22 protein-coding genes are annotated in these 21,361 nt (G+C 55.7%); 13 read left to right on the top strand and 9 right to left on the bottom strand.

The genetic code is table 11. From position 1 onward, the window contains the following. Window positions 1-7: 7 nt before the first annotated feature. Entirely contained in the window at window positions 8-1,927 is a 1,920-nt protein-coding gene (locus LOY68_RS19165; RefSeq protein ID WP_265039142.1) for a tyrosine-protein phosphatase, read from the top strand. A gap of 557 nt (window positions 1,928-2,484) precedes the next feature. Here LOY68_RS19165 and LOY68_RS19160 read toward each other — a convergent pair. Together LOY68_RS19160 and LOY68_RS19155 are read right to left on the bottom strand one after the other, a co-directional pair. After that, the gene (locus LOY68_RS19160) at window positions 2,485-3,411 is read right to left on the bottom strand and encodes a helix-turn-helix transcriptional regulator (protein ID WP_413787202.1); all 927 of its coding nucleotides are present in this window, start codon (window positions 3,409-3,411) and stop codon (window positions 2,485-2,487) included. A 141-nt stretch (window positions 3,412-3,552) separates the two neighbouring features. After that, window positions 3,553-4,998 (bottom strand): transporter, encoded by a 1,446-nt coding sequence (locus LOY68_RS19155; RefSeq protein WP_265039139.1) that lies wholly within the window; start codon window positions 4,996-4,998, stop codon window positions 3,553-3,555. A gap of 130 nt (window positions 4,999-5,128) precedes the next feature. Between LOY68_RS19155 and LOY68_RS19150 the strand changes: the two genes are divergently transcribed. Continuing rightward, window positions 5,129-5,608: an Lrp/AsnC family transcriptional regulator gene (locus LOY68_RS19150; protein WP_265039138.1), complete on the top strand. Its 480-nt coding sequence runs from the start codon at window positions 5,129-5,131 to the stop codon at window positions 5,606-5,608. Here LOY68_RS19150 and LOY68_RS19145 read toward each other — a convergent pair. After that, window positions 5,605-6,516, bottom strand: a complete 912-nt coding sequence (locus tag LOY68_RS19145; RefSeq protein WP_265039136.1) for a hypothetical protein — start codon at window positions 6,514-6,516, stop codon at window positions 5,605-5,607. The two genes, LOY68_RS19150 and LOY68_RS19145, sit on opposite strands and share 4 nt — an antisense overlap. A gap of 3 nt (window positions 6,517-6,519) precedes the next feature. Continuing rightward, a complete protein-coding gene (locus LOY68_RS19140) occupies window positions 6,520-6,681 on the bottom strand; it encodes a DUF2986 domain-containing protein (RefSeq protein WP_082356710.1) in 162 nt (53 codons plus the stop codon). 127 nt (window positions 6,682-6,808) lie between these two features. Here LOY68_RS19140 and LOY68_RS19135 point away from each other — a divergent pair, with 127 nt between their 5' ends. Next, on the top strand, window positions 6,809-7,189 hold the full coding sequence (locus LOY68_RS19135) for a hypothetical protein (protein WP_265039134.1): 381 nt from the start codon (window positions 6,809-6,811) through the stop codon (window positions 7,187-7,189). Window positions 7,190-7,590: 401 nt separating this feature from the next. On the opposite strand, the gene LOY68_RS19130 is transcribed toward LOY68_RS19135, so the two are convergent. Continuing rightward, a complete protein-coding gene (locus tag LOY68_RS19130) occupies window positions 7,591-7,959 on the bottom strand; it encodes a DUF6124 family protein (protein ID WP_265039132.1) in 369 nt (122 codons plus the stop codon). 606 nt (window positions 7,960-8,565) lie between these two features. On the opposite strand from LOY68_RS19130, the gene LOY68_RS19125 reads away from it, so the two are divergent. The 6 genes from LOY68_RS19125 to LOY68_RS19100 all read left to right on the top strand — a co-directional run bounded on the left by LOY68_RS19125 (window position 8,566) and on the right by LOY68_RS19100 (window position 13,599). Further along, window positions 8,566-9,003: a DUF6130 family protein gene (locus LOY68_RS19125; protein ID WP_265045809.1), complete on the top strand. Its 438-nt coding sequence runs from the start codon at window positions 8,566-8,568 to the stop codon at window positions 9,001-9,003. 401 nt (window positions 9,004-9,404) lie between these two features. Then, a complete protein-coding gene (locus LOY68_RS19120; RefSeq protein WP_054051192.1) occupies window positions 9,405-9,632 on the top strand; it encodes a hypothetical protein in 228 nt (75 codons plus the stop codon). A 404-nt stretch (window positions 9,633-10,036) separates the two neighbouring features. After that, window positions 10,037-11,050, top strand: coding sequence for a hypothetical protein (locus tag LOY68_RS19115; RefSeq protein ID WP_265039131.1), 1,014 nt, complete (start codon window positions 10,037-10,039; stop codon window positions 11,048-11,050). Between the two features lie 91 nt (window positions 11,051-11,141). After that, window positions 11,142-12,017, top strand: a complete 876-nt coding sequence (locus LOY68_RS19110) for a hypothetical protein (protein ID WP_265039129.1) — start codon at window positions 11,142-11,144, stop codon at window positions 12,015-12,017. Beyond that, the gene (locus tag LOY68_RS19105; RefSeq protein WP_265039127.1) at window positions 12,017-12,679 is read left to right on the top strand and encodes a hypothetical protein; all 663 of its coding nucleotides are present in this window, start codon (window positions 12,017-12,019) and stop codon (window positions 12,677-12,679) included. The genes LOY68_RS19110 and LOY68_RS19105 overlap by 1 nt, the downstream gene beginning before the upstream one ends. A gap of 53 nt (window positions 12,680-12,732) precedes the next feature. Then, a complete protein-coding gene (locus tag LOY68_RS19100) occupies window positions 12,733-13,599 on the top strand; it encodes a DUF5677 domain-containing protein (RefSeq protein WP_265039126.1) in 867 nt (288 codons plus the stop codon). 298 nt (window positions 13,600-13,897) lie between these two features. On the opposite strand, the gene LOY68_RS19095 is transcribed toward LOY68_RS19100, so the two are convergent. Both LOY68_RS19095 and LOY68_RS19090 read right to left on the bottom strand, forming a co-directional pair. Continuing rightward, window positions 13,898-14,380, bottom strand: coding sequence for a GNAT family N-acetyltransferase (locus LOY68_RS19095; protein ID WP_265039125.1), 483 nt, complete (start codon window positions 14,378-14,380; stop codon window positions 13,898-13,900). A gap of 181 nt (window positions 14,381-14,561) precedes the next feature. Beyond that, window positions 14,562-14,924, bottom strand: a complete 363-nt coding sequence (locus LOY68_RS19090; protein ID WP_265039124.1) for a DUF6463 family protein — start codon at window positions 14,922-14,924, stop codon at window positions 14,562-14,564. 467 nt (window positions 14,925-15,391) lie between these two features. On the opposite strand from LOY68_RS19090, the gene mqo reads away from it, so the two are divergent. Continuing rightward, window positions 15,392-17,038, top strand: a complete 1,647-nt coding sequence (gene mqo, locus LOY68_RS19085) for a malate dehydrogenase (quinone) (RefSeq protein ID WP_265045808.1) — start codon at window positions 15,392-15,394, stop codon at window positions 17,036-17,038. 157 nt (window positions 17,039-17,195) lie between these two features. On the opposite strand, the gene LOY68_RS19080 is transcribed toward mqo, so the two are convergent. Then, complete coding sequence (locus LOY68_RS19080; RefSeq protein WP_265039122.1) at window positions 17,196-17,753, bottom strand: LysE family translocator; 558 nt, start codon at window positions 17,751-17,753, stop codon at window positions 17,196-17,198. 95 nt (window positions 17,754-17,848) lie between these two features. Between LOY68_RS19080 and LOY68_RS19075 the strand changes: the two genes are divergently transcribed. From LOY68_RS19075 to LOY68_RS19065, 3 genes are all read left to right on the top strand, one after another. Beyond that, the gene (locus LOY68_RS19075; protein ID WP_265039120.1) at window positions 17,849-18,739 is read left to right on the top strand and encodes a LysR family transcriptional regulator; all 891 of its coding nucleotides are present in this window, start codon (window positions 17,849-17,851) and stop codon (window positions 18,737-18,739) included. Window positions 18,740-18,863: 124 nt separating this feature from the next. Further along, window positions 18,864-19,256 carry a GFA family protein gene (locus LOY68_RS19070; protein WP_265039118.1) on the top strand — a complete coding sequence of 131 codons (393 nt, stop codon included), beginning with the start codon at window positions 18,864-18,866 and terminating at the stop codon, window positions 19,254-19,256. Window positions 19,257-19,413: 157 nt separating this feature from the next. Continuing rightward, window positions 19,414-19,827 carry a hypothetical protein gene (locus tag LOY68_RS19065; RefSeq protein ID WP_265039116.1) on the top strand — a complete coding sequence of 138 codons (414 nt, stop codon included), beginning with the start codon at window positions 19,414-19,416 and terminating at the stop codon, window positions 19,825-19,827. Window positions 19,828-19,889: 62 nt separating this feature from the next. Here the strand turns inward: LOY68_RS19065 and LOY68_RS19060 are convergent, their stop codons facing one another. After that, window positions 19,890-21,305 (bottom strand): purine-cytosine permease family protein, encoded by a 1,416-nt coding sequence (locus LOY68_RS19060; RefSeq protein ID WP_265039114.1) that lies wholly within the window; start codon window positions 21,303-21,305, stop codon window positions 19,890-19,892. Between the last annotated feature and the right edge of the window lie 56 nt (window positions 21,306-21,361).

Here is a 21,361-nt window from a genome sequence, read left to right as displayed (position 1 = left end):
CTGCACCGTGTTTCAACGTCTTCTGTGTTCGCTGTCCGTTTTGAGCCTGTCCATCGCCGCTGCCCAGGCCGCCGAAACCACCACCCTCGATACGCCGCACCTGCGCAGCATCGATAATTTCCGTGACCTCGCCGGCACCACCACCGCGTATTCCACCGCCAATGACGGCACGATGCGCGCCGGCGTGTTCTACCGCTCCAATGCGCTGACACCGTCGGCGGCGGATCTGGCGACGTTGAACGGCTTGGGGATCAAGGCTGTTTATGACCTTCGCACACCGACCGAAATTGCCGGCACCCCCGACACCATGCTCACGGGGGCGACCTACGAGAACATCGACATCATCGGCAGCACCACCTCCGGCGCGAACATCACCACGGTCTCGTTCAAGAGCGCCGCTGACGCCATCGCGATGATGCAGCAGACCAACCGCGCGTTCGTCAGCGATGCGGGGATGCGCGGCCAGTTCACCCGGTTGTTCAACGAACTCGCCAGTGTCGATGGCGCCGCGTTGTTCCATTGCACCGCCGGCAAGGACCGCACCGGTTGGACCGCTGCCGTGCTGCTGAGCATTGCCGGGGTCGACAGCGCCACGATCATGAGCAACTACCTGGCGACCAACGATTACACCGCCGCGCGCATGAAGGCGACACTGGCGGCGATGCCGGCGAGTATGGCGGCGATCTATGCGCCGTTGCTCGGGGTGGAGGCGAGTTTCCTGCAAGCGGGGCTGGATCAGGTCACCGCGCAGTACGGCAGCATGGACAACTACCTCAAGCAAGGGCTGGGTTTGTCCCAGGAAACCCTCTACGTGCTACGCGGCAAAATGGTCGAGTACAACAGCCTGCCGGGCCAGGCGGGCCTGATCGGCAACGCCGCCGCTGGTGCGCAACTGTTGCAGCAGTTGCAGGGTAGCCATCTGTCCGGCACTTACAGCGCCTATAACTATTACCTGCAATCGGCCATCGATGCCGGCAGCCTTGGCGGTGTCGAATCCACCGTCGGTGGCCAGGTGCATGCGGACGCCGCGAGTTACCTGCTGCGCCAAAGCGCGATGATCGACCAGGCAGCGGCGCCGTTCAGCAGCGGCACGGACCTCAAGGTCGGCCAATACCGTTTGTGGAGCACTGCGCTGGCGGGCTATCTGGGCACTGACGGTTCGTCCCATGTCGCCAGCAGCAATGAGCACAGCCAAGGCTTGATGATCGGCCTGACCCAGCGCTTTTCCGAACAACTCAGCGCGCATGGCGGATTCGGCTACAGCCGTGGCAACGTTGGCGGGGCGGGTGGTGAGGCCGACACCGACCTGACGTTTTTCTCCGTGGGCGCACGCTACGCGCCGGGTGGCCTGGAGCGCGGGGTGTTTGTCGATGCCGACCTCAACGCCGGTTGGCTCGACTACGACAGCAAGCGCGACCTCGGCGGCGGACTCGGTTCGGCCAAGGGCGACAGCCATGGCAATCTCTCCGGCGCCAGCCTGGCGCTGGGCTACCGTTTGCCGCTCAGCGTGATGACCCTCGAACCGAGCCTCGGGGTACGCGTCAGCCATCTGGATTTGTCGGGTTTCACAGAGAAGGGCAGCGAACTGGCTCTTGATGTCGATGGTATCCAGGCTACCCGGCGTAGTGCCGTGGCGAATCTCAAGGCTTCGTTCGCGCCGATTGGCATGGGCGCGTGGAACCTGGTGCCGGGTGTCGAAGTGGGCTACGAGCATGTGCTGGGCGATCACACGGTCGAGAGCGAAGGCCATTTGTTGGGTCTGGACATCGAACAGCGCGCCGCCTTCGACAATCGCGATCAGTTCACGGGCGGCGTCAACCTCATGGCCAATCTCGGTGCGCTGAGCGTGGGGGCTGAAGTTGGCGCCAGTGGCGGCGGCGACAGCCATGGCTTCAGCGGCGGCCTCAAAGCCAGCTACCTGTTCTGATCAGCCCAGCCAACACCACCCCCCTGTAGGAGCGAGGCTTGCCCGCGAAGAGGCCGGCACATTCAAAATGGATGTCGCCTGACCCACCGCCATCGCGAGCAAGCATCGCTCCTACATTGGATCTCCAGTGGACGCAGCATTTGTGGCCAACCCAGATCCCCTGTGGGAGCGAGCCTGCTCGCGAAGGCGGACTGCCAGCCAGCATCAATGTCGACTGACACGACGCCATCGCGAGCAAGCTCGCTCCCACATTGGATCTCCAGTGGACGCAGTATTTGTGGCCAACCCAAATCCCCTGTGGGAGCGAGCCTGCTCGCGAAGGCGATGGCACAGTCAAAAACAATATTGCCTGACACACTGCTTTCGCGAGCAGGCTCACTCCCACATGGATCTCCAGTGGACGCAGACATTTGTGACCAACCCTAATCCCCTGTGCGGGCTTGCTCGCGATGGCGATGGCACAGCCAAAAACTACATTGCCTGACACACCGCCATCGCGAGCAAGCCCGCTCCCACAATGGTTTTGTGGTGTGGCTTGGATTTTGTAAACGCTCCAATCAGCGCCGTCGGCTTTTCACTTCCGCCGGGCTGACGCCGTAGGCGTTCTGGAAGTACTGGCAGAACCTGCCGACATTGCTGAATCCATATCTCAAAGCCACATCAGTCACCGACATTGAAGCACCGCCCGCCAACGCATCGTAGGCCCGCTCCAATCGCACCTGCCGCTGATAGTCCACAATCGACATCCCCACAAACCGCCGAAACCCATCCTGCAACGCTCGCTGGCTGACGTTGCTCAGCCGCGCCAGATCCGTGCCGCTGATTAAATTATTGGGATGCTCCTGAATGTACTCGACCGCCAGCCTCACATGCCGTGGCGCGATCTGCGGGGCAGGGCGGCGAAGGGCTTGGGTGAAGTTGTGTGGCCAGGCCTCCAGCACCGCATCCACGAGCATTTCCCGCAGGCGCGAAGGCATCAGCGTGCCGGCGTTGATCAGCAGGTCGAACTCGGTCCCGGTCGCCAGATCGATCAACGCCTTGATGCCCTGGAAGGCCGCGGCATTCAAATCCACCTCCGGCTCGAAAACCAATTTTCTCAAGATCGGCTTGCCCAGCAGCGTCGACAGCCGCTCGGTAAGCAGCCCTCGCTTGATCGAAATCCCATGCTGAGCATGATTGTCGATAAAGCGCATCGAGCGCACATCGGCCTTGTCGATGGCCAGCCCGACATGCGCAACGCCCACGGACTCGACCGCGTGATTGAAGACAATCTTGCCGGCGGTAGGAATGACGAAGGTGATTTCATCCACGGGATCGGGAAACGCCACCGTGAAATCGCCCCGATAGTGCATGCGCCGAAAACTCACGCCTTCATGCCGGCCATAAACCCCGCCGATGATGATGTGCCCCGGCGGGGGCGGCGTGTCGGCGTAGCGGTTGCCGAACATCTTCGAGAACAGCGCGCCAAAGTCGTCACAGCGCATGTCGTTGGATCTAAGGATGATTTGCTGACGGGTCGAGGTTGTGAACACCTTGAGGGGCACCTTGGGTCGGGCAACGGGGGCAGGGCGTATCGCGCGGAGACGCTAGCAGCCGGGCATGACAGGTGTGTGACGGGGCGGTATTTACCACCCACTCAGCAACCCGGCGCCCAACGCGACCAACACCGTATTGAGACAGACCAGCGCGAAGCCAAACCGAACCAGTTCGCTGTCTTCCGTGGCCGTGGTTTTAGCCAGCCCCAGGATCAGCATGACGATCGACAGCGAGCCCAGCGCCGCATGTCCGGCCGAGCTGTTCTGCACCGCTGCCAGCAATAATCGAGAGGTCTCGGGGAGCATCGCGATGGCCGGCATGAAGATCGCGTTGCCGCCCACATTCGACCCGGTCATGTAGCCTGACAGCGCGCCGAGCAGGGTGACCAGCGACGTCGCGGCGCTGGGTGACAGGCCCGTCAGCAACTGCATCAAACCTGCCAGGAAACCGGCCTTCACCATCATCTGCGACATCGCGAGGAAGAAGAAAATGGTCAGCAGTGGCCGCTTCGCCCGCGCTGCCAACGCAGCAGGAACGCTGATGCCGGGCTCTGCTTGATGTCGTGGGCGGCGCGTGTGAAACCCCAACCCGATCAGCACCAGAATCAGCGCGATTCCAGGCGAGGCGAGTGGCTTCCAGCTGACCTGGGCGCCTTGAACGATCCAGAGATCCGGCCAAGCGGTGATCGTCCATAGCGTTTTCAACGCAACAATGCAGACAATCAACACCAGATACGGCCACGCCTGACGTGGCCATTGCACCGAACCGCGTTCACTGCGCCGCCGCCACTGCCCGACAGACAGCACCGCAACTGCCGTCACCAGTCCTGCCGCAACCCCGGCCACTTCCGGCCCGAGCCAGCGACTTGCACTGTAGAGCACCGCCACAAACAGCAGCCAGAAAACGCCGAGCCCGCGCCATTCCCGCGACTCACGAACACCAGCCAGGTACAGCGCCATCGCACTAAGGGCCAGAAAAACCGGTGCGCTGATCAGTGCCGAGGTTGAAGCCAGCGCAGTGGCGTCCAGATGAGCCAGCGAGGCACCAATCACCGAGGCCAGCCCCAGCGTTCCCCACGGCATGATCGCCATGCCGGTCAGCGCAATTCGCAGCGCGACCCGACGCTCGAACAGGCTAAGCAGCAGGGGCACCGTGGCGATCAATGACACACCGAAACCGGTCATCGCTTCCAGCAACGGCGCCAGCCCGAGGACGATGAACACCAGTTGATCACCGCGACTCAGGCCCAGTGAGCGCACCCATTGACTCAGCGCCAGATTGACGCCCAGGCGCTCGATAAAAATGACGAAGGCCAAACCCGGCACGATCACGAAAGCCGTACTGGCGAACAGCACCGCCGTATCTTGCGCGGCCGCCACCATGCTGCCCAGATGCCACGCATCAGCAGCGCCCGCGAGCCAGAGCAGCATGACGAGGAGAGTGCCGGCGATAGCGGCGTGAACGGGCGGCCGGCGCAGCACCACGAGCATGGCTGTGACCAACAAGACCGGGGAAAGATGAAACAAAGCGCCCATGCCAATAATATCCTTATGAATTCCCGACTCAGGCTGCGTGTGCAGACTGTGGGCAAGATAATATTTCGCATGACTGGATAAAGGGCCTCGGTTTTCTGGTAGTTTTCGAGAAAATTTCTCGCGGCCTACCATGACAAAAAACGACGCAGCATCAGACTCGCTGGACAAATTCGACCGCGCCATCCTCGACCTCGTGCAGCGCGACAACACCACGCCGCTGCGCCTGATGGCCGAGCAGGTCAACCTCTCCACGGCTGCCGTTCAGCGCCGGATCAAGCGCATGGAAGAGCGGGGTGTCATCACCGGCAATGTCACGATCGTTGACCCCACGGCGGTAGGACGGCCGATCACGATCATCGTGGAAGTCATGGCCGAGCGCACCAGCATCGAGGCGCTGGAGGCGATGAAGGCACACTTCGCGGTGCCCGAAGTTCAGCAGTGCTACTACGTCACCGGCGAAGTGGATTTCGTTCTGGTGCTGACGGTGGCCAGCATGCAGGAATACCAGGCGTTGGCGCGGCGACTGTTCGCTGAAAACGCCAACGTGACCTGGTTCAAGACCATCGTGGCGCTGGACCGGGTGAAAGTCGGGATGGCCGTGCCGAGCTAAACCAGCGTCGAAGTTTGACGTTCAGGAAGGGGCCCGACGCTGGCATGCGCCTTGTCCACCAGCCGTTGCAGCCATCCGGCGTCCTGCTGATTGACCACGGCGTAGCGATCGGGAGGGAAGAAGGTCCAGTGATGGGCGATCTCGACAAGGCGCTTGAGCTCATCGGCAGACAGCCAATACGGCGTGTTCACCAAGGGCAGCGGCGCACCGCTGAAACGCCGACCGAGAACGAGGTTAGTGCCGGGAGCAAAGGCGATTGCCAGTTCTTGGGCGGGTTGCAGGTGCTTGTCCGGCGCGGGCATTTCTCCCTCCCGTCCGTAGCTGAAATTGCCCGGAAATTGTTCCTTCAACACCAGCCAGTGGCCGGCAGCAGTCTTGGCCACAACCCATTGCGACACGCCGCTGTCTTGCACGGGTTCAAGCTTGCCGTTTTTCCACAGCATGAGGGTGTTGCAGTCCGGGTCGTAATCGGAGGACCACAGGTTGATGCCGGATTCCAGGGAATGACGCTCAAGCTCGACCAACCCTTCATCTGGCATGGACTGCCAGTAGCGTTTGGTCGGGTCGCGGGTATCGCGCAGATAGTTGCGTAACACCCAGGCTGCCATGAACAGCAACGTCGCCAACGCAAGCCAGCCGAAAGACGCGCCGATGATCTGGTCGATATCCAGGCGTGGGGCAAATAACGATTGATAGAGCAACAATCCCAACAGAAACGCGAGACCCGGCAGAACCGGGCCAAAACACAGCGGCGGCACCAACACCGTGATCCAACTGAAGCGATGCCCGCTAGCGTATACCCGCGCCCAGGCTTGTTCCTGGGCGAGCATCGGCGCCTGTTCCCGTGGGGCAATGCCGGGATCGGGCGTCTGAAAGCGAATGTACCGCGCGTAGGAATCGTCGCTCATGGATCAGCTTTCAGAGGAGCTGATGGCGTCCTGATCGGCTTCTGCCTCCAGCTTCAACCGGTCGGCCTTGCTGATGTACTTATCCTTTTTTTGCGGTGCCAGTTTGGCACTGGCCTTCTTGGCTTTAGCCTTGAACAGCTGCTGTAATTTTTTCTGACGATTCATCTCTTTCTACCGGGCTTGAAAACGCTCGAATGATAGCCGAAATAGGGGCGGATTTATTTAATGGGGCCTTTGCCAGTACTCTGAGGTCGCAGAGGTCATTTGCTGATAATCAAATGGAAGGCCACGGATGAGCACGTTTGTACGATCCCTTACTGTCGAGATTCACAATGCGAGTGATACTGAGATTGTGGTCAGCGGCTGCCTGCTGACGGGGGGAGAGTGGGCGACAGCGCCGATTCCCGGCGCGCCAATCTTCGCGACCCAAGCCTACGGCAACGGTGCATCCGATGCCCAATCGCTGCTTGGCGGTCAGATTGTGCTAATGCCCGCCTCTGGCGGCAGCATCACCTCTGCATGGAACTGGCCGTCGGGCTCCCCGGTTTTTGTCAGTGTGAGCACGGCTGCGACGAATCTCGCCGTTACCCACCAGATTTCAAACACCCAAACCAATAACCCCACGATACGGCTAGTGATCGCTAACGCGAGCAGCATCGCCAAGATCGTGTAACAACGCCAATCAAAATGTGGGAGCGGGCTTGCTCGCGAAAGCGGTGTGTCAGGCGACAGTGTCATTGACTGTGCCGACGCCTTCGCGAGCAAGCTTCGCTCCTACGGGGGATCTGTGTCGGCCATAAATTTTGCGAACGACACCCATCAAATGTAGGAGCGAGGCTTGCCCGCGAAGACAGTGTGTCAGCCAACATCAATTCAGCTGATACACCGCCTTCGCGAGCAAGCTCGCTCCCGCAGTTGATCTTGGGCGTTCACAAATACTGAGTTCGCAGCAAATCCCCATGTGGGAGCGGGCTTGCTCGCGAAGGGGCCGTCACATTCAACATCTCTGTTGGCTGGTAGACCGCTTTCGCGAGCAAGCCCGCTCCCACAGGGGATGTATATGACGGCTGGCTGCTACCCAGGCTTGTGGTTATCCAATACGCGATTGGCCGCCGCCTCTCCCATCAGGAGCGACCGATGCAACACCAACAACGTATGGCGTCGCGGGCCTTCCTCCAGCTCGACGAGATCGTTGACCATCTTGCAGGCGGTTGACAGCGACTCATAGACCTCAACCAGCAACGCTTCGTCATCCACCGCTGCGTCGATGGTGAAAATGGTGCCGGATCTGCGGGGCGGTATCTGCGCTTTCGTCGCCCCAGGGTTGAGGTAGATCTTGAGCGCGCGGTCGGCCGCCACTTTCATTTTATTGGGGTCAAGATCAAAAGAAGCGTCGTAGGGTACTGGATCAGTATTCGGGGGATTGGGCGTTACTTTGAACATAGATGAAACTCCCATTTTCGAAATTAAGATTGAGGAGCCATCACCTTCGCTACCAAACGAGGGGGTGGCGGCCATACGTGGGTTGGTAGACCGGTCGAAAACGGGAAACCCGGCGCTAACAAGGAGCCCCACGCATGACCACCATATAAAGCGGAGTCCCCAAAAGAGACTACATAAGGTGCCGCCATGCGAATGTTTTCAAGCGGGCTACCAAACCCGATCACTGTTTTGCAGTGACCCGGAAACGATATAGCCCACCCCATAGCCGCACAAGCCGGCGGATTCTGGCGTACGCGTAGGCAACGGCGCAAGGCGATGTAGCCGTTTATGACGTAACACTGAGTGTCTTTAAACACGCATCGTTAAACATGTTTATGTGGATCAAACGCTCCCCGTCGAATGGCTGAACCAAGCGCTGATTAATCAAGACGGGATTATTAACGGCACTTATTCCCTGACGAGCATCCACCACTGCAGCGAGTTGGCATGTGCGTCTTGGCGGTTTTGAATGACTGACTCTGCCTGTCGGTTCAACCGGTCGATGCGGCATAGACAATGGGTCGGTTTGATCTAGCCTTGAATAAGATCACGCTGGAGAAAAACTCCATGTCCCTCACGCTCAGAAATCTGTCTGTCTTTGCCTTCGCAAGCTTTGTTTGCATAGCTGCATTCGGTCAAGGAGAAGCAGATACCCATCACCCACCGGCAATACTCCCGCTGGAATCCGAGGCGCTGCCAACACTCACTGCCTATCCACCGCTTGCCGAGCCACTCGCCCGCGGTGTTGTCATCATCCAGTATCGAACAGAGCACGCCAGGATCATGCCGGTATTCGGCAAAGCGGCCGGTGACGTCTCACCACGTCTCGGCCACCTCCATGTGACAGTCGATGACTGGAAAGGAACATGGGCGCATACCAGTGAAGACCCGATCATCCTGGTTGGACTGACGCCCGGAACTCACAAAGTTCTTCTAGAAGTCGCCGACCCGACTCACAAAATCCTCACCAGTACGACAGTGAGTTTTATAGTGCCCGAGAAGTAACCACCGAACGCCCCCCACATCGACGACAGCCATGCGGTAAAACCATGACTGCTAAGTATCCATGGCTAACTGCTGAAGAGACGCAGCATGGACCGATTCACGAGTGGTTGCCTGTGTGGCAACTGTCCCGCTATCCAAAATTGTGTGTAGGAGCGAGGCTCGCCCGCGAAGAACGATGACGCGGTATATCAGGCCCGACGCTACTCATGCTTGTGGTTATCCAGCATGCGATTGACCGCCAGCTCACCCATCGTGATCACCCGGTGCAGCACCCACTTCATATTTCGATGGTGAAGAGGGTGCTGCGCTTGCGGGCGCTATCCCTGCCGAATAGTTGAACCAAGCACTGATGAATCAAGTCGGGATGGTTAACGGCACTTCTTCCCTGACGAGAATCAACCATGCGCTACTACACCCTGAAATACCTGTTCGACGGCGAGCCCCGCACCCACGTGTTCGATCTCAAGCAGCCTCAACTGCCCATTCACGAGGCGGCGATGCACCTGCTACAGCTGCATTTCGGGGATGGTGAGAATAGCCTGATCATGCCCAGCGCAGACGCAACGCCGGCGGAGGTTTTAGAGCAGGCTGAGCGGGTGGGGCTGACGCGGATTGTGGTGGTTGATTAATAGATCTGATGGCAGGTGCAGAGACCTGGTTTGCACCTTGTCAGCCAAGATTGTGGCGCTCCACGTTCCCTCTCACGAAACGATCTATCGCGACTCTTAAGGTGTGCGGCTTTGCGAACGCTTGACGCTATCGTTGACCGTTCGTTACTGGCTGATTGCTGTCGTTCACTTCTGGATGTTTTCGGCCAGAAGCAGTCGTCCAGAATCGCTTACGAAATCAGAACATTCAGTCGACGTCGCAGACGCACCGGGATCAAACTCGGGCAGATTGGTCTGCGGATCAGGGGGGCAAAAAGACCCGCTTGGCAAGATCTATTGCTAGGCTCTGTACGAAAAGATTTGTCGTGACATCGTGTCCGGATTTCTTGCGCGGATCCATATAATCATCGAGAGGAGATTTTCAGGTGACGCAGGACAGAGAGCATCCCCTAACTGAACTGATATCAATTGCGGCCAAAGCCGGTATAGGGCTTTTGCCTGGAGGCGGGCTGCTCACTGCTGGCTATGAAAGCTTGCAGCTTTTGAGTAAGCAGGCAGCGATTCAGATGGAGCGTCGAACTGAAAAACGCTACGAGGAGTTCATCAAGAATGTCTTTGAGGGTGAGGTCACACCAGAGGTGACCCAGCATCTCACTGCTGATGATTACACCGCGCTCCTTTCGGGCTGTATGAACGATATGGAGAACGAGAAAGCCAAATACTATGGCCGTTTGGCGGCTGCGATCGGTAGAGGTGAAATCAAGAGCAACAGCAGACGATTCATGATTATTACGCTCGGCCAACTGTCTGAGCTTCAGCTTCAAATGCTGCGAAAATCTGTCATAGCCTCCCAGTTTTCGTTACGCCCTAGCCGGGGCAGCGGGCAGTTGGATGCTATTCAGATTCTGCAGATCAGCGATCCGATTCAGCGTCATGAGTACAACGACCTCGTCAGCAGGTCACTCTACGTCACTGACAAGCTCTCAGATTTAGCAAAAGACCTAGTTAAGGCTTGTTTCGATCCGCAAGAGCTTCAGCCAGCAGCCATCGGTCATTTGGAGTGGTATTCCAGAACAGTGGATATTATTTTCGACTCGAATCAAACAGAGCTAGTCTTTTCGTTGACTAATGCTTGTTGGGCGTCAGCGATTCATTCGTCAAATCGGGGGGTTCAAATAATTGATCGACCAGTTCTAGCCAATTTCGCTAGTCCGCGCGTCATGATCATGGGGAGCGATGCTGAACCCGATTATTTACCGTCCTTGAAGGCACGAATGAAAGATAATGACATTCTTTTCGTGTGCTATAACAATCACGAACAGCTCATTCGAGCCTATTACCCCCACAGTACAGTCATCAATGCTGGTGGTTTGTCTACGGTCGAGATCACTGAGCAGGTGATGACGCGGATTAAAACGGCGAACGGTTTGGCCGTTTAACCGAAACAAGGATCGTTATGCGACGCATTTGGCGTAAAAATAACGCTACATGCGTCTCCTACATATAGTTGGCGTTTTTAAAGGATAAGTAATGAGCCTGGAAGATAAATTGTCCGGATGGACTGGCCCGTCGAGTGATACCGAGCAGGATAAGCAGGATAGAACGGAGCGGATGATTCGCCAAGCGATAGATTCACACGAACCATTTAATAATTGTTCGCTGAAGGTTTATGCAAAAGGATCTTACGCTAATAACACCAATGTGCGTTCAGATAGTGATGTCGATATATCTGTGAAATGTACAGAGGTTTTGTACTGGGAGGAGCATGAAAAAGGGATTTATACGCCAGGGAAACCATATGAGGGGATTTGGACCCCTGCAAAGCTGAGAGCCGAGCTTCTTTCTGCTATGAAGGCAAAATTTTCCGGCCATGTGGACTCCACGGGATCTACCGCAATTCAAATAAATTCCAACTCGGCGCGCGTAGATGCTGATGTCGTTCCATGTTTTAGCTATCAATATCACCTAAGCAATGGAACGAGGGATGGGACTAAAATTTTCAAGACGGATGGCAGCAGTATCGTTAACTATCCAGATCAGCAAATGGAAAACGGAATAGCTAAGAATAAACGAACTGGTAATGCCTATAAAAAAGGGGTGCGACTTTTAAAGCGCATTGAAAATGCTATGGCAGAAGATGGAGTATTTCGCGAATTGCCATCTTTCTTTATGGAGTGCCTAGCCTACAATTGTCCCGACGCTGTGTTTGCTCATTCGACATGGACAGAATGCCTCAGGGCCATGCTTATTCATATTTGGAATAATCTTCAAGGTGATGAGCCGGACGCCGAGCGCTGGGTAGAAGTGAATGAATGCTTTTACCTGTTTCATTTAAGTCAAAAATGGACTCGTGAAGATGGGCGCGAGTTCTCAAAAGCAGCTTGGAACTACTTTGGATACAGATAATGCGCAATGTGACACTTAAGAACTCGGTGTATCTGTTAGTCGGAACTTCAGCAGTTGCTTGGTTTTCGATCGCCTATTGTAGCGGGCTAGATCTATCGAAGGTGCGGAATTTTTTTGGGCTTATTCCAAAAGTGGTAAGTGCTGATCTTTTGGTGATAGCATTATTTATTAAGTGGGGATGGAAATTTAAAGTATTTAGAGGGTGGCTTGTTCCCTTTCCGAATTTAAACGGAAGCTGGGTGGGCTTTATTTATTCAGACTGGACGAATCCAGAGACTGGCGCAAAGCCACCTCCTATACCTGTAATGCTGACTGTTAATCAGTCTTTTTTCCACATTAGCTGCATGATGCGTACAAGTGAAATGGAAAGCTCTTCGTATTCTGAGGGCTTTATTATTGATCCTGATCGACAGATTAAAAGCGTAGCATATATTTTTACTAGCAAGCCCAGACTAAGTTTGAACGAGCGGAGTATTCCCCATGATGGAGCAGCCGTGTTCCAGATTATTGAGAAGCCGAAACAAAAACTAGTGGGTAGGTATTGGACGGAAAGATTAACAAAAGGTGAAATAATTCTTCAATATCACTCGAAAGAGCTGCTAGATGAGCTTCCAGGAGACCTGGGCGAGCATCCAGTAACAGAAAGTGAAAATCGACGCTAACAAGGCGCTACTATTGTGCTGGGCTAAATTGTCTCATGAAGGACTCTCAGATCTTGGTTAACATTGAACGTATTAATGATTATGCCCAGGAGCATGAAACCCACAAAGATCAACTGGAAGTATTGGTGGAGTGCCAGCGCGATATCTATAGAGTTTTAAAAACAATTGACCTCAAAGCTGCTGGAGAATATAAGTTCATCTCAAAAGTCGCGTGCTATGTCATGGCTGAAAATATCGATGACGTAAATCATGGGATGCTTAAAAGCTTAGAAATTAATTGTTATTCAGCAGTTGAGTCTTTGCCCCGAGTTTCCATTGAAAACTCAATAAATCTAATGTACGTCATAAAAGACAAGGACTCCCTCAAGCCTCGCTCACTTATTAAATCGTACCTCACGTCTTCAAGTAAACGATCAGCTCACTGGTTGAACTACGCAAAAACAATAGACGACGCCAAATATCTAGAACGAGCGAAAATCTTTTCCGCCCATATGGTGAATATTTCAGGTATATTCAAAGATATAAACAATAGCGATGCTTTTCCTCATTGGCCTGATGCCCGCAGTCGCTTCAGATCCGTTGGGTTAGAAGCTTTTTATCACATTCTGTTTGCACCGACTTCTGATTCTATTCACGGATTTTCAGAAGATATTTTTAATAGTCTTTTGATTGATCTGTCTCCTAACGAAATAGATGTCAAGCATGCGCTATTAAAAGCTCAAAAGGCTGAAAAATTATCCTTGGCTTACTATCTCACAACTAATGCGGTATTATTTTTTTGTGATGCTGCTCATAGAATTTGTTGCCGTTCGGAATGCGAGGCAGAGGCAGCAGAGTTGGATAGGATTGTGATAAAACTAAATAGTGTCATCGCCGTACACGAAAGTCTGATGGATAAATATTATGAGGATCGTGCTTAGTTAAAAAGGCAAAGCATTACTATTTTTTCAATTATAGTTTCTTGTGAGTTTCGGCGAATTATCTCGCGCGCTCTTAATGCCTAACAAATCTCGGCGAATAATAAAAAAGTCGGTAGGAGGCTTGATTGGTAAACGTTACTAAGCTTTCTCCGTTGACCGTACATTACTCATGTTAATGCGCTTGTGTCCTATTATTTTATAAAGCTCGCGACTGACAGTTATTGGCCGATAGTTGTCAGTTACGAATGACCCAGCAGAAGTCCTTCGAACCTCTTTTCACCTTTAAGGGGAGTCGCCTTTACAGACGCATTCCCATCTCGAAAGCACGAGTCTCAAACCCGAACTCTGTGTACATGCGAGCAGCACGTGCATTGAACGGCCAGACGGACAACCTCAAGTCCTGAGCGTCATTTTCGATTGCCCAGTTTTTAACGAGCTGAATAAGCCTTCGTCCAATACCTTTCCCCCAAAATTGCTCGGCAACACATATCGATCCGATGCGAACAACATTCAGCGGTTGCAACAGTGGCCCAGAGCTTGTCGACAGGCTGGCAGTAATGAAGGCTGCGGCTTGGTGACCGACATTCGCGATGAATACAACCTGACCCGGTTTCTCGAAAAGACCTGACCAGTGAGGAAGGTCGCGCGAAAAGTCTTGGGTGGAATCCGCGTAAATATCGGGACGGGCAGCGTGGTGCACGGCGTTAAGCAATTGTCCCAACTCACAAATGCTCAATGCGTCTTCTACCATTGCAGCTCGGTAAGTAATGGCTTCGTCCATGATGTGCAACTCTCCTTGATAGTGTGGCTGGCTCGCAGTGCTCCGGGTCTTTGTCTCATGGCAGAGAGGATATTCCAATCGCTTCTCCTGGACGATTTTGGCCAGTGGCGACCGGCTGACATCGACCCCGAGCGGGCGTTGAAGCCCGCGAGTGAGCGAAGCGAACGCCTTGAGCCGTTTGTCAGGCGTACAAACCATACCCTGCCGCGATGATCAGCGGAGAAACCAGCAGCGTTGCCCAGAACCCCGATTTTGGAACAGCAATGACGCAAATGATCGAGATCATAAACACATAGATGCCAACCATTTTAAGTAACGCGAGATCGCCAACGGCTACGGCGTGAATCGCTGTCTGCCCTGCGAGCATAAAAAGCGGCCCCAGCATGGTAAACCAGAGGGCAGTACGCCGACCTTCGTGCGCTTTGAATTGGTCAACGAAGCCAGAGTCTACAGCGGCTGCGAATGCTGTTTTGAATTTGATAATACCGAAAGGAATATGGAAGACGCCCAAGGCGAACAGGGTCCATGCGACGATGTTTGACATGTCTTACATGCTCCGTAACGGTAAGGTCTGGCTTAGAAGTGGTCACGGCAAATGCGACATTGCTCAGGGATAAACGCAACTTGGGTGACGGCAAGGACTGCTGCCCTCGAATGAAGCTACCCATTTGCCGTCATCGTGTCCACCGTCCACTTTTGGCCAATAAACGCCCCCCATGAAACGCTAATCTCAACCAAAACCGACGTCGCATCCGCCGACAGCCACATGAATTCAGAAATATGGCTGTAATTAAATTCAATTTGGCACAAAAAGCACGCAAACACCTGACCAGGACTCTTCGATCCTCGTTACCCTGATTCCATTGGGTGCCGAGCATGGAACCCAATAGGGATCCTGGATTCACGTGATGCTTGATCTTGAAGCTTCTCACCAGGTCTTTACCTCCTATCACCAACGATAGAGCCAACTGAGCGGTAAGGATGACCGTAAATTTGCGGGAGAAGCACAAGATGAACACGAAAAGACTGAGATACATTCTTGCCGGTTTAACGCTGTCTTTTGGCGCTGTGCATTCGCAGGCCGAAGAGGCCAAAAAGGTCGACGTACTGCTGATCGGTGGCGGCATCATGAGCGCAACCTTGGGCGTGTGGCTCAATGAATTGGAGCCGGGGCTCTCGATGGAGATGGTCGAGCGCCTCGAGGGTGTTGCCTTGGAAAGCTCCAATGGCTGGAACAACGCGGGCACAGGTCATTCGGCCTTGGCCGAGTTGAATTACACGCCGCAAGACGAGAACGGAAAAGTCACGATCTCGAAGGCCGTTGAGGTCAATGAAGGCTTCCAGTTGACCCGGCAGTTCTGGGCTTGGCAGGTCAGGCAAGGGGTGCTGAAGAACCCGCGTTCGTTCATTAATTCCACCCCGCACATGAGCTTCGTCTGGGGCGATGCCAACGCCAGCTTTCTGAAGAAGCGTTATGAGGCGTTGCAGGCTAGCCCGTTGTTTCGCGGAATGCAGTACTCCGAAGACCCGGCCGTGATCAAAAAATGGGTTCCGCTCATGATGGAAGGGCGTGATCCCAAGCAAAAAATCGCGGCCACGTGGAATCCCAATGGCACTGATGTCAATTTTGGAGAAGTGACCCGCCAACTGGTCGGTTACCTGCAAACCTCGCCGAAATTTGCCCTGAAGCTGTCAAGCGAAGTGCGCGACATCACCCGAAACGAGGACGGTAGTTGGCGCGTCAGCTACAAAAACCTCAAAGACGGAAGTGAAAACGTAACCGATGCCAAGTTCCTGTTCATTGGTGCGGGTGGTGGCGCGCTGAAGTTGTTGCAGAAATCGGGTATTCCCGAGGCCAGGGAATATGCGGGCTTTCCAGTGGGCGGCTCATTTCTGGTGACAGAAAACCCGGCCATTACAGTGCGGCATCTGGCCAAAGCCTACGGCCAGGCGTCGGTGGGGGCGCCGCCCATGTCGGTTCCGCATCTGGATACCCGTGTACTGGACGGCAAGCGCCTGATCCTGTTCGGACCATTCGCAACTTTCAGTACCAAGTTTCTCAAGCAGGGCTCCTTTCTGGACCTGCTGAGTACGACCACGGTAGACAATGTGTGGCCGATGACTCGCGTCGGCATCAAACAATATCCACTGGTCGAGTACCTGGCCGGCCAACTGATGCTGTCGGACGAGGATCGGCTCAATGCTTTGAAAGAATACTTCCCGAACGCCAAGGCCGAAGACTGGCATCTGTGGCAAGCGGGCCAGCGCGTGCAGGTGATCAAGCGTGACGAAGCTGCCGGTGGCGTTCTGAAACTGGGCACGGAGATTGTTACGTCCCAGGACGGCACGATTGCCGGTTTGCTAGGTGCCTCTCCAGGCGCGTCGACCGCGGTGCCGATCATGGTGAGCTTGCTGCAGAAGGTCTTCAAAGACAAAGTCGCGACGCCCGCCTGGCAGGAGAAACTACATCAGATTCTCCCGAGCTACGGTACCCAACTTAACGACGATCCGGCAAAAGTGGCGGAAGAGTGGGCCTATACCGCCAAGATTCTTGAGCTGATGCCGCCACCGGTGATCAGTCAAGTCGCTACGCCGAGTGCTGAAAAAGAGGAGGGCAAACCGATGGAAGAAAAGGCACCGGCTGACATGGCTCTCTGATTAACAAGACCACTCATTCGCAATGCCTGGTATCGCTGACTTAGAGAAAAAAGCCCGCTGGACGTTAACGGTCAGCGGGCTTTTTAATGGGTCGGGAGAAGCTAGCCTGAAACTTCTCAACGGTTTCCCGGCAGGGTGGCAAGTGCTGAACCAGAGGCTAAAGCCAGATTGGCACAATAGACACAGCCAGCAGCGCACCCAGCAGCATGTTTAAAAATCGCCATTGTCGTTCGCTCTTCAATTGCCGCGACAGGGCCAACCCGGCCCCGCACCACAGCGCCAGCGAACACATGCAAGACACGCCAAACACCAGGCTCAGCAGCAACGCAAGTGAAGCCGGCCCCGGTGTCAGCGAAGCGAATGATGCGGCGGCGCTGAGGGTCATCGCCCAGCCTTTGGGGTTTTGCAAAAGCATCCAGATGCCAGTGAGAAAACTCGCGGGTTTTTCGTTGACCGCGGCGTTACCGGGTTTTCCTCGCTTTGCGATCTGCCAGGCCAGCCACAGCAGATAAAGCGACCCCATCAGTTTCATCGCCAATTGCAGTGACGGCGCTGCCAGGATGAGGCTGCCCAGACCGCCAGCCGCCGCGACGGCCATCAGCGCCAAGCCAAACGAGATGCCCGCAAGCAATGGAAGTGAGCGCACCCAACCGAAATTTGCTCCGGAGGCTGTCGCCAAGGTGGTTGCGCCGCCCGGGCTGAACGTGGCGACCATAACGAAGAGTAGAAGCGGAAGTATTGAACCTGGCATGGCGAGTTTCCTTAAGTGGTCTCGACTTAATAGCCTGTTGCCAAGTAGTATTAAAGCTAATGTTTGTAATGCTCAATATTAGGAACCCTAATGCTATGCGGACTCTGGATCTGGTACTCCTGCGCAGCTTCGTCGTGGTCGCTGAAAAACGCAGCATGACGGTGGCTGCCCAGCATCTGCATGTGAGCCAAGGAGCGGTCAGTCAACAGATCAAACGGCTGGAGGACGTGCTGGGCGGGGCGTTGTTTTTACGTGATCGACGCGGCATTCGCCTCGCGCCACTTGGTGAGCGTTTGTTTACCAAGGCCCAGCAAATGCTCACGCTTAACCAGCAGATTTGGGCGGACGTGAAAGGGAGCACCCTCCAAGGGCGGGTGCGCCTGGGCGTACCTTACGACCTCGCCGGCGCGTGGATTGCGCCAATCCTCAAGGCGTTTGTCGAGGCGAATGCGCAGGTGGAGCTGTCACTCAAATGTGGCTCGTCGCTAGAGCTGAAAACTGAAGTCGACAAAGGCGCACTGGACCTGGCTATTATTGAGGAAGCGGCCGCGGGTGCTAACGGTGAATGCCTGATGATCGATCGTTTGGTATGGGTCGGCGCCAGCGGTGGAGCAGCCTTCCTGAACACACCATTGGCGGTATCCCTGGTTGCCGAGACTTGTGCGTTTCGTGAGCCAGTGATCGCTGCTCTGGAAGGCCAGGATCGACAATGGAAGATGGTCTTTGATAACGGCAACCTTGAGACAACGCGAGCGATGGTCGGCAGCGATCTGGCCGTGTCGGCGTGGTTGAAGTCGGCAGTGCCGCCAGGCCTGGAGATCTTATCTGCCGAGGCGAACTTACCGGATTTGCCGCCGTTTGCGATTTCCCTGGTGAGATCAAAAGGCACTGCGAGTGCGGCGGCTGTGGAGCTGGTCCGGCACATTCATGAGCATCTTGATCAATCCTGATTCGCCTTGATCTGCATCTGAGATCAAGGCCTCGCAGGACACTTTCTCGATACAGTGGGGCGTTCAATCTCCCCAACTGCTAGCGTTAAACATTCCAACGGTTCAACCTCCCAGGAGAAGCCCCATGAACCCATTCACCGGCGGCTGCCTATGCGGCAACGTTCGAATCGAGGCGACAGGCCAACCCTACCGCGTCGGCCTGTGCCATTGCCTCGATTGCCGCAAACACCATGGCGCGCTGTTTCACGCTTCCGCGATTTTCCCTCAGGATGCGGTGACCATCACTGGAGAAACACACGACTACGCTGGACGGTTTTTCTGCCCGCGTTGTGGCTCGTCGGTTTTCGCTCGCACTGGCGACGAAGTCGAAGTGAACCTGGGCTCTCTCGACACCCCGGATCAACTCAAACCCACCTACGAAAGCTGGATCGTCCGGCGCGAATCCTGGCTGCCAGCGTTTCCGCTCGCTAAACACTATGACCATGATCGTGAGGGGCCGGGACGGTTTGAGGAGTAAGGGCATCCAGGCGGATGCACTTCATTGATTGTGTGATGGCATATTAATATGAATACTGGCCGCCAAATGGGGCGACGCGTATAGCGACGATCCTGTGCTCACGAAAAAACAGGCGTCTGCATCTCAGGACGGCGACACACATTATGGAGACGTACAGATGGCCGAAGAGATTGTTAAGTCCAAATGGGTCAATTTTCTGGTGGCCGACGCTGAGGTGAATTACGGCCTGGCGGATGATGTTTATTCGATCGCCGGCAGCGGCAATGTCGGTGCGTTAAGCAGGGTGATGGAGGCTTTCAAGCAAGCCAACGGTGGGTTGTGGGTGGGCGGGAAGATGGCGCTGACCCGAACGTCGGTTCGCTTGAGCGCCAGTGCTTTGAACCGCCTGGTTCAGGAGGGGACCCTCGATATTGATCTGCCGCTGGCGATGATCCGCAAGGTGACCCTTGAGGGTGGGTTTGTGACCAAGATCGTTCGTCTGGATACCGACGCTGGCAGCGTTAAATTTCGCTGTTTTGGGGCAAGGGACGTCGCCGCACTGATAGAAAAGATGACCCTCTCGCAGTCCTGAACACAATAAAAAACCCGCATCACCGTGCGGGTTTTTTACGTTTGAACGTCGCGCGTTATCCCTTACACGGCGCTCGCCAGTTTCCCACTCGACAACCGACGCTTATAGGCACTGTCCCGATTCGCCAACCAGAAATACAACGGCGACGTCACCAACAACCCCACCAGCCAGGACAAATCCGCACCGTTGATGTGCTCGGAAATCGGCCCGACGTACAGCGGCGTGTTCATGAATGGAATCTGCACCGCAATCCCGATCGCATAGGCCAGCAACGCCTGCGGGTTGTAGCGACCGTAGATGCCGCCATCGACGTGAAAGATCGAGTCGATGTCGTACTGACCTTTGTGAATCGCGTAGAAGTCGATCAGGTTGATCGCGGTCCATGGCACCAGCACCACGAGCAGCACCAGCACCATGTCGACGAAGTGGCCGATGAAGTCCGCCGAGGCGCCGACGGCGGCGAAGCAGCAGGCGCCGAGGACGATGATCGAGAGCACGGCGCGGCTTTTCGCGGTGGGGATCCAGCGGTAGGCGAAGGTTTGCACCAGGGTGATCAGCGACAGCACGGCACCGTAGAGGTTGAGGGCGTTGTGGCTGATGACGCTGAGCAGGAACAGCACCAGCATCAACGGGCCGATGGAGCCGGTGGCGAGTTTGACCGCGTCCATGGTGTCCATGCCGACCGGCGTGGCGAGCACCGCGACGGCGCCGAAGATGAACGACAGGCTGGAGCCGAGCACGGTGCCCAGGTAGGTGGTCCAGAACGTCGACGCGACAGGCACGTCCGCCGGCAGGTAGCGTGAATAGTCGGAGACGTACGGCGCGAACGCAATTTGCCACAGCGCCGCCAACGATACCGTGGCCAACCAGCCGGAGATGTTGAAGCTGCCACGGGTGAGGAAGTCGGTGGTCTGCACGTGGGTGAAGATGTAGCCGAAGCCGAGCACGATGCCGGCGCCGAGCACCCAGGTGCCGATGCGATTGAGCACGTGGATGAAGCGGTAGCCGATGATGCCGATGATCCCCGAACCGAGGGCGCCGATGACGATGCCCACCGGCACCGGCACGCTGTCGACCACGCCGTGCAGCGACTTGCCGGCGAGGACGATGTTGGAGGCGAAGAAGCCGATGTACATGATGCCGGCGATCAGCACCACCAGCAGCGCGCCGAGGGAGCCGAACTGGGCGCGGCTCTGGATCATTTGCGGGATGCCCATTTGCGGGCCTTGCGCCGAGTGCAGCGCCATCAGCACGCCGCCGACCAGGTGCCCGACCAGAATGGCAATGACGCCCCACACCAGGTTCAGGTGAAACAGTTGCACGCCGAGGGCGCCGGTAACGATGGGCAACGGCGCGATGTTGCCGCCGAACCAGAGGGTGAACAAATCCCGGACCTTTCCATGGCGATCTTGCGGCGGGACGTAGCCGATCGTGTGCTTCTCGATCAGCGGAGCGGAGGTTGTTGCAGAGGTGACCATGACGAACTCCAAGGCAATGTGAGTACGTGGACGTACTTCGGTGAGCGCCGCGTGGG

It is taken from the genome of Pseudomonas sp. B21-053 (assembly GCF_026016365.1).
GTDB classification, from domain to species: Bacteria; Pseudomonadota; Gammaproteobacteria; order Pseudomonadales; family Pseudomonadaceae; genus Aquipseudomonas; species Aquipseudomonas nunensis.
The sequence above is the reverse complement of the archived record's forward strand: the minus strand, read 5'-3'. Positions and strand labels throughout refer to the sequence as shown.

What these genes read in the sequence shown, in the direction of transcription:
- LOY68_RS19145 (WP_265039136.1), bottom strand. Translation starts at nt 6,516, where the DNA reads ATGAGCGACGATTCCTACGCGCGGTACATTCGCTTTCAGACGCCCGAT.
- LOY68_RS19160 (WP_413787202.1), bottom strand. Translation starts at nt 3,411, where the DNA reads ATGCGCTGTGACGACTTTGGCGCGCTGTTCTCGAAGATGTTCGGCAAC.
- LOY68_RS19075 (WP_265039120.1), top strand. Translation starts at nt 17,849, where the DNA reads ATGTTTGTAATGCTCAATATTAGGAACCCTAATGCTATGCGGACTCTG.
- LOY68_RS19130 (WP_265039132.1), bottom strand. Translation starts at nt 7,959, where the DNA reads ATGTTCAAAGTAACGCCCAATCCCCCGAATACTGATCCAGTACCCTAC.
- LOY68_RS19065 (WP_265039116.1), top strand. Translation starts at nt 19,414, where the DNA reads ATGGCCGAAGAGATTGTTAAGTCCAAATGGGTCAATTTTCTGGTGGCC.
- LOY68_RS19070 (WP_265039118.1), top strand. Translation starts at nt 18,864, where the DNA reads ATGAACCCATTCACCGGCGGCTGCCTATGCGGCAACGTTCGAATCGAG.
- LOY68_RS19095 (WP_265039125.1), bottom strand. Translation starts at nt 14,380, where the DNA reads ATGGACGAAGCCATTACTTACCGAGCTGCAATGGTAGAAGACGCATTG.
- LOY68_RS19150 (WP_265039138.1), top strand. Translation starts at nt 5,129, where the DNA reads ATGACAAAAAACGACGCAGCATCAGACTCGCTGGACAAATTCGACCGC.
- LOY68_RS19140 (WP_082356710.1), bottom strand. Translation starts at nt 6,681, where the DNA reads ATGAATCGTCAGAAAAAATTACAGCAGCTGTTCAAGGCTAAAGCCAAG.
- LOY68_RS19135 (WP_265039134.1), top strand. Translation starts at nt 6,809, where the DNA reads ATGAGCACGTTTGTACGATCCCTTACTGTCGAGATTCACAATGCGAGT.
- LOY68_RS19090 (WP_265039124.1), bottom strand. Translation starts at nt 14,924, where the DNA reads ATGTCAAACATCGTCGCATGGACCCTGTTCGCCTTGGGCGTCTTCCAT.
- LOY68_RS19155 (WP_265039139.1), bottom strand. Translation starts at nt 4,998, where the DNA reads ATGGGCGCTTTGTTTCATCTTTCCCCGGTCTTGTTGGTCACAGCCATG.
- LOY68_RS19110 (WP_265039129.1), top strand. Translation starts at nt 11,142, where the DNA reads ATGAGCCTGGAAGATAAATTGTCCGGATGGACTGGCCCGTCGAGTGAT.
- LOY68_RS19120 (WP_054051192.1), top strand. Translation starts at nt 9,405, where the DNA reads ATGCGCTACTACACCCTGAAATACCTGTTCGACGGCGAGCCCCGCACC.
- mqo (WP_265045808.1), top strand. Translation starts at nt 15,392, where the DNA reads ATGAACACGAAAAGACTGAGATACATTCTTGCCGGTTTAACGCTGTCT.
- LOY68_RS19105 (WP_265039127.1), top strand. Translation starts at nt 12,017, where the DNA reads ATGCGCAATGTGACACTTAAGAACTCGGTGTATCTGTTAGTCGGAACT.
- LOY68_RS19060 (WP_265039114.1), bottom strand. Translation starts at nt 21,305, where the DNA reads ATGGTCACCTCTGCAACAACCTCCGCTCCGCTGATCGAGAAGCACACG.
- LOY68_RS19080 (WP_265039122.1), bottom strand. Translation starts at nt 17,753, where the DNA reads ATGGTCGCCACGTTCAGCCCGGGCGGCGCAACCACCTTGGCGACAGCC.
- LOY68_RS19125 (WP_265045809.1), top strand. Translation starts at nt 8,566, where the DNA reads ATGTCCCTCACGCTCAGAAATCTGTCTGTCTTTGCCTTCGCAAGCTTT.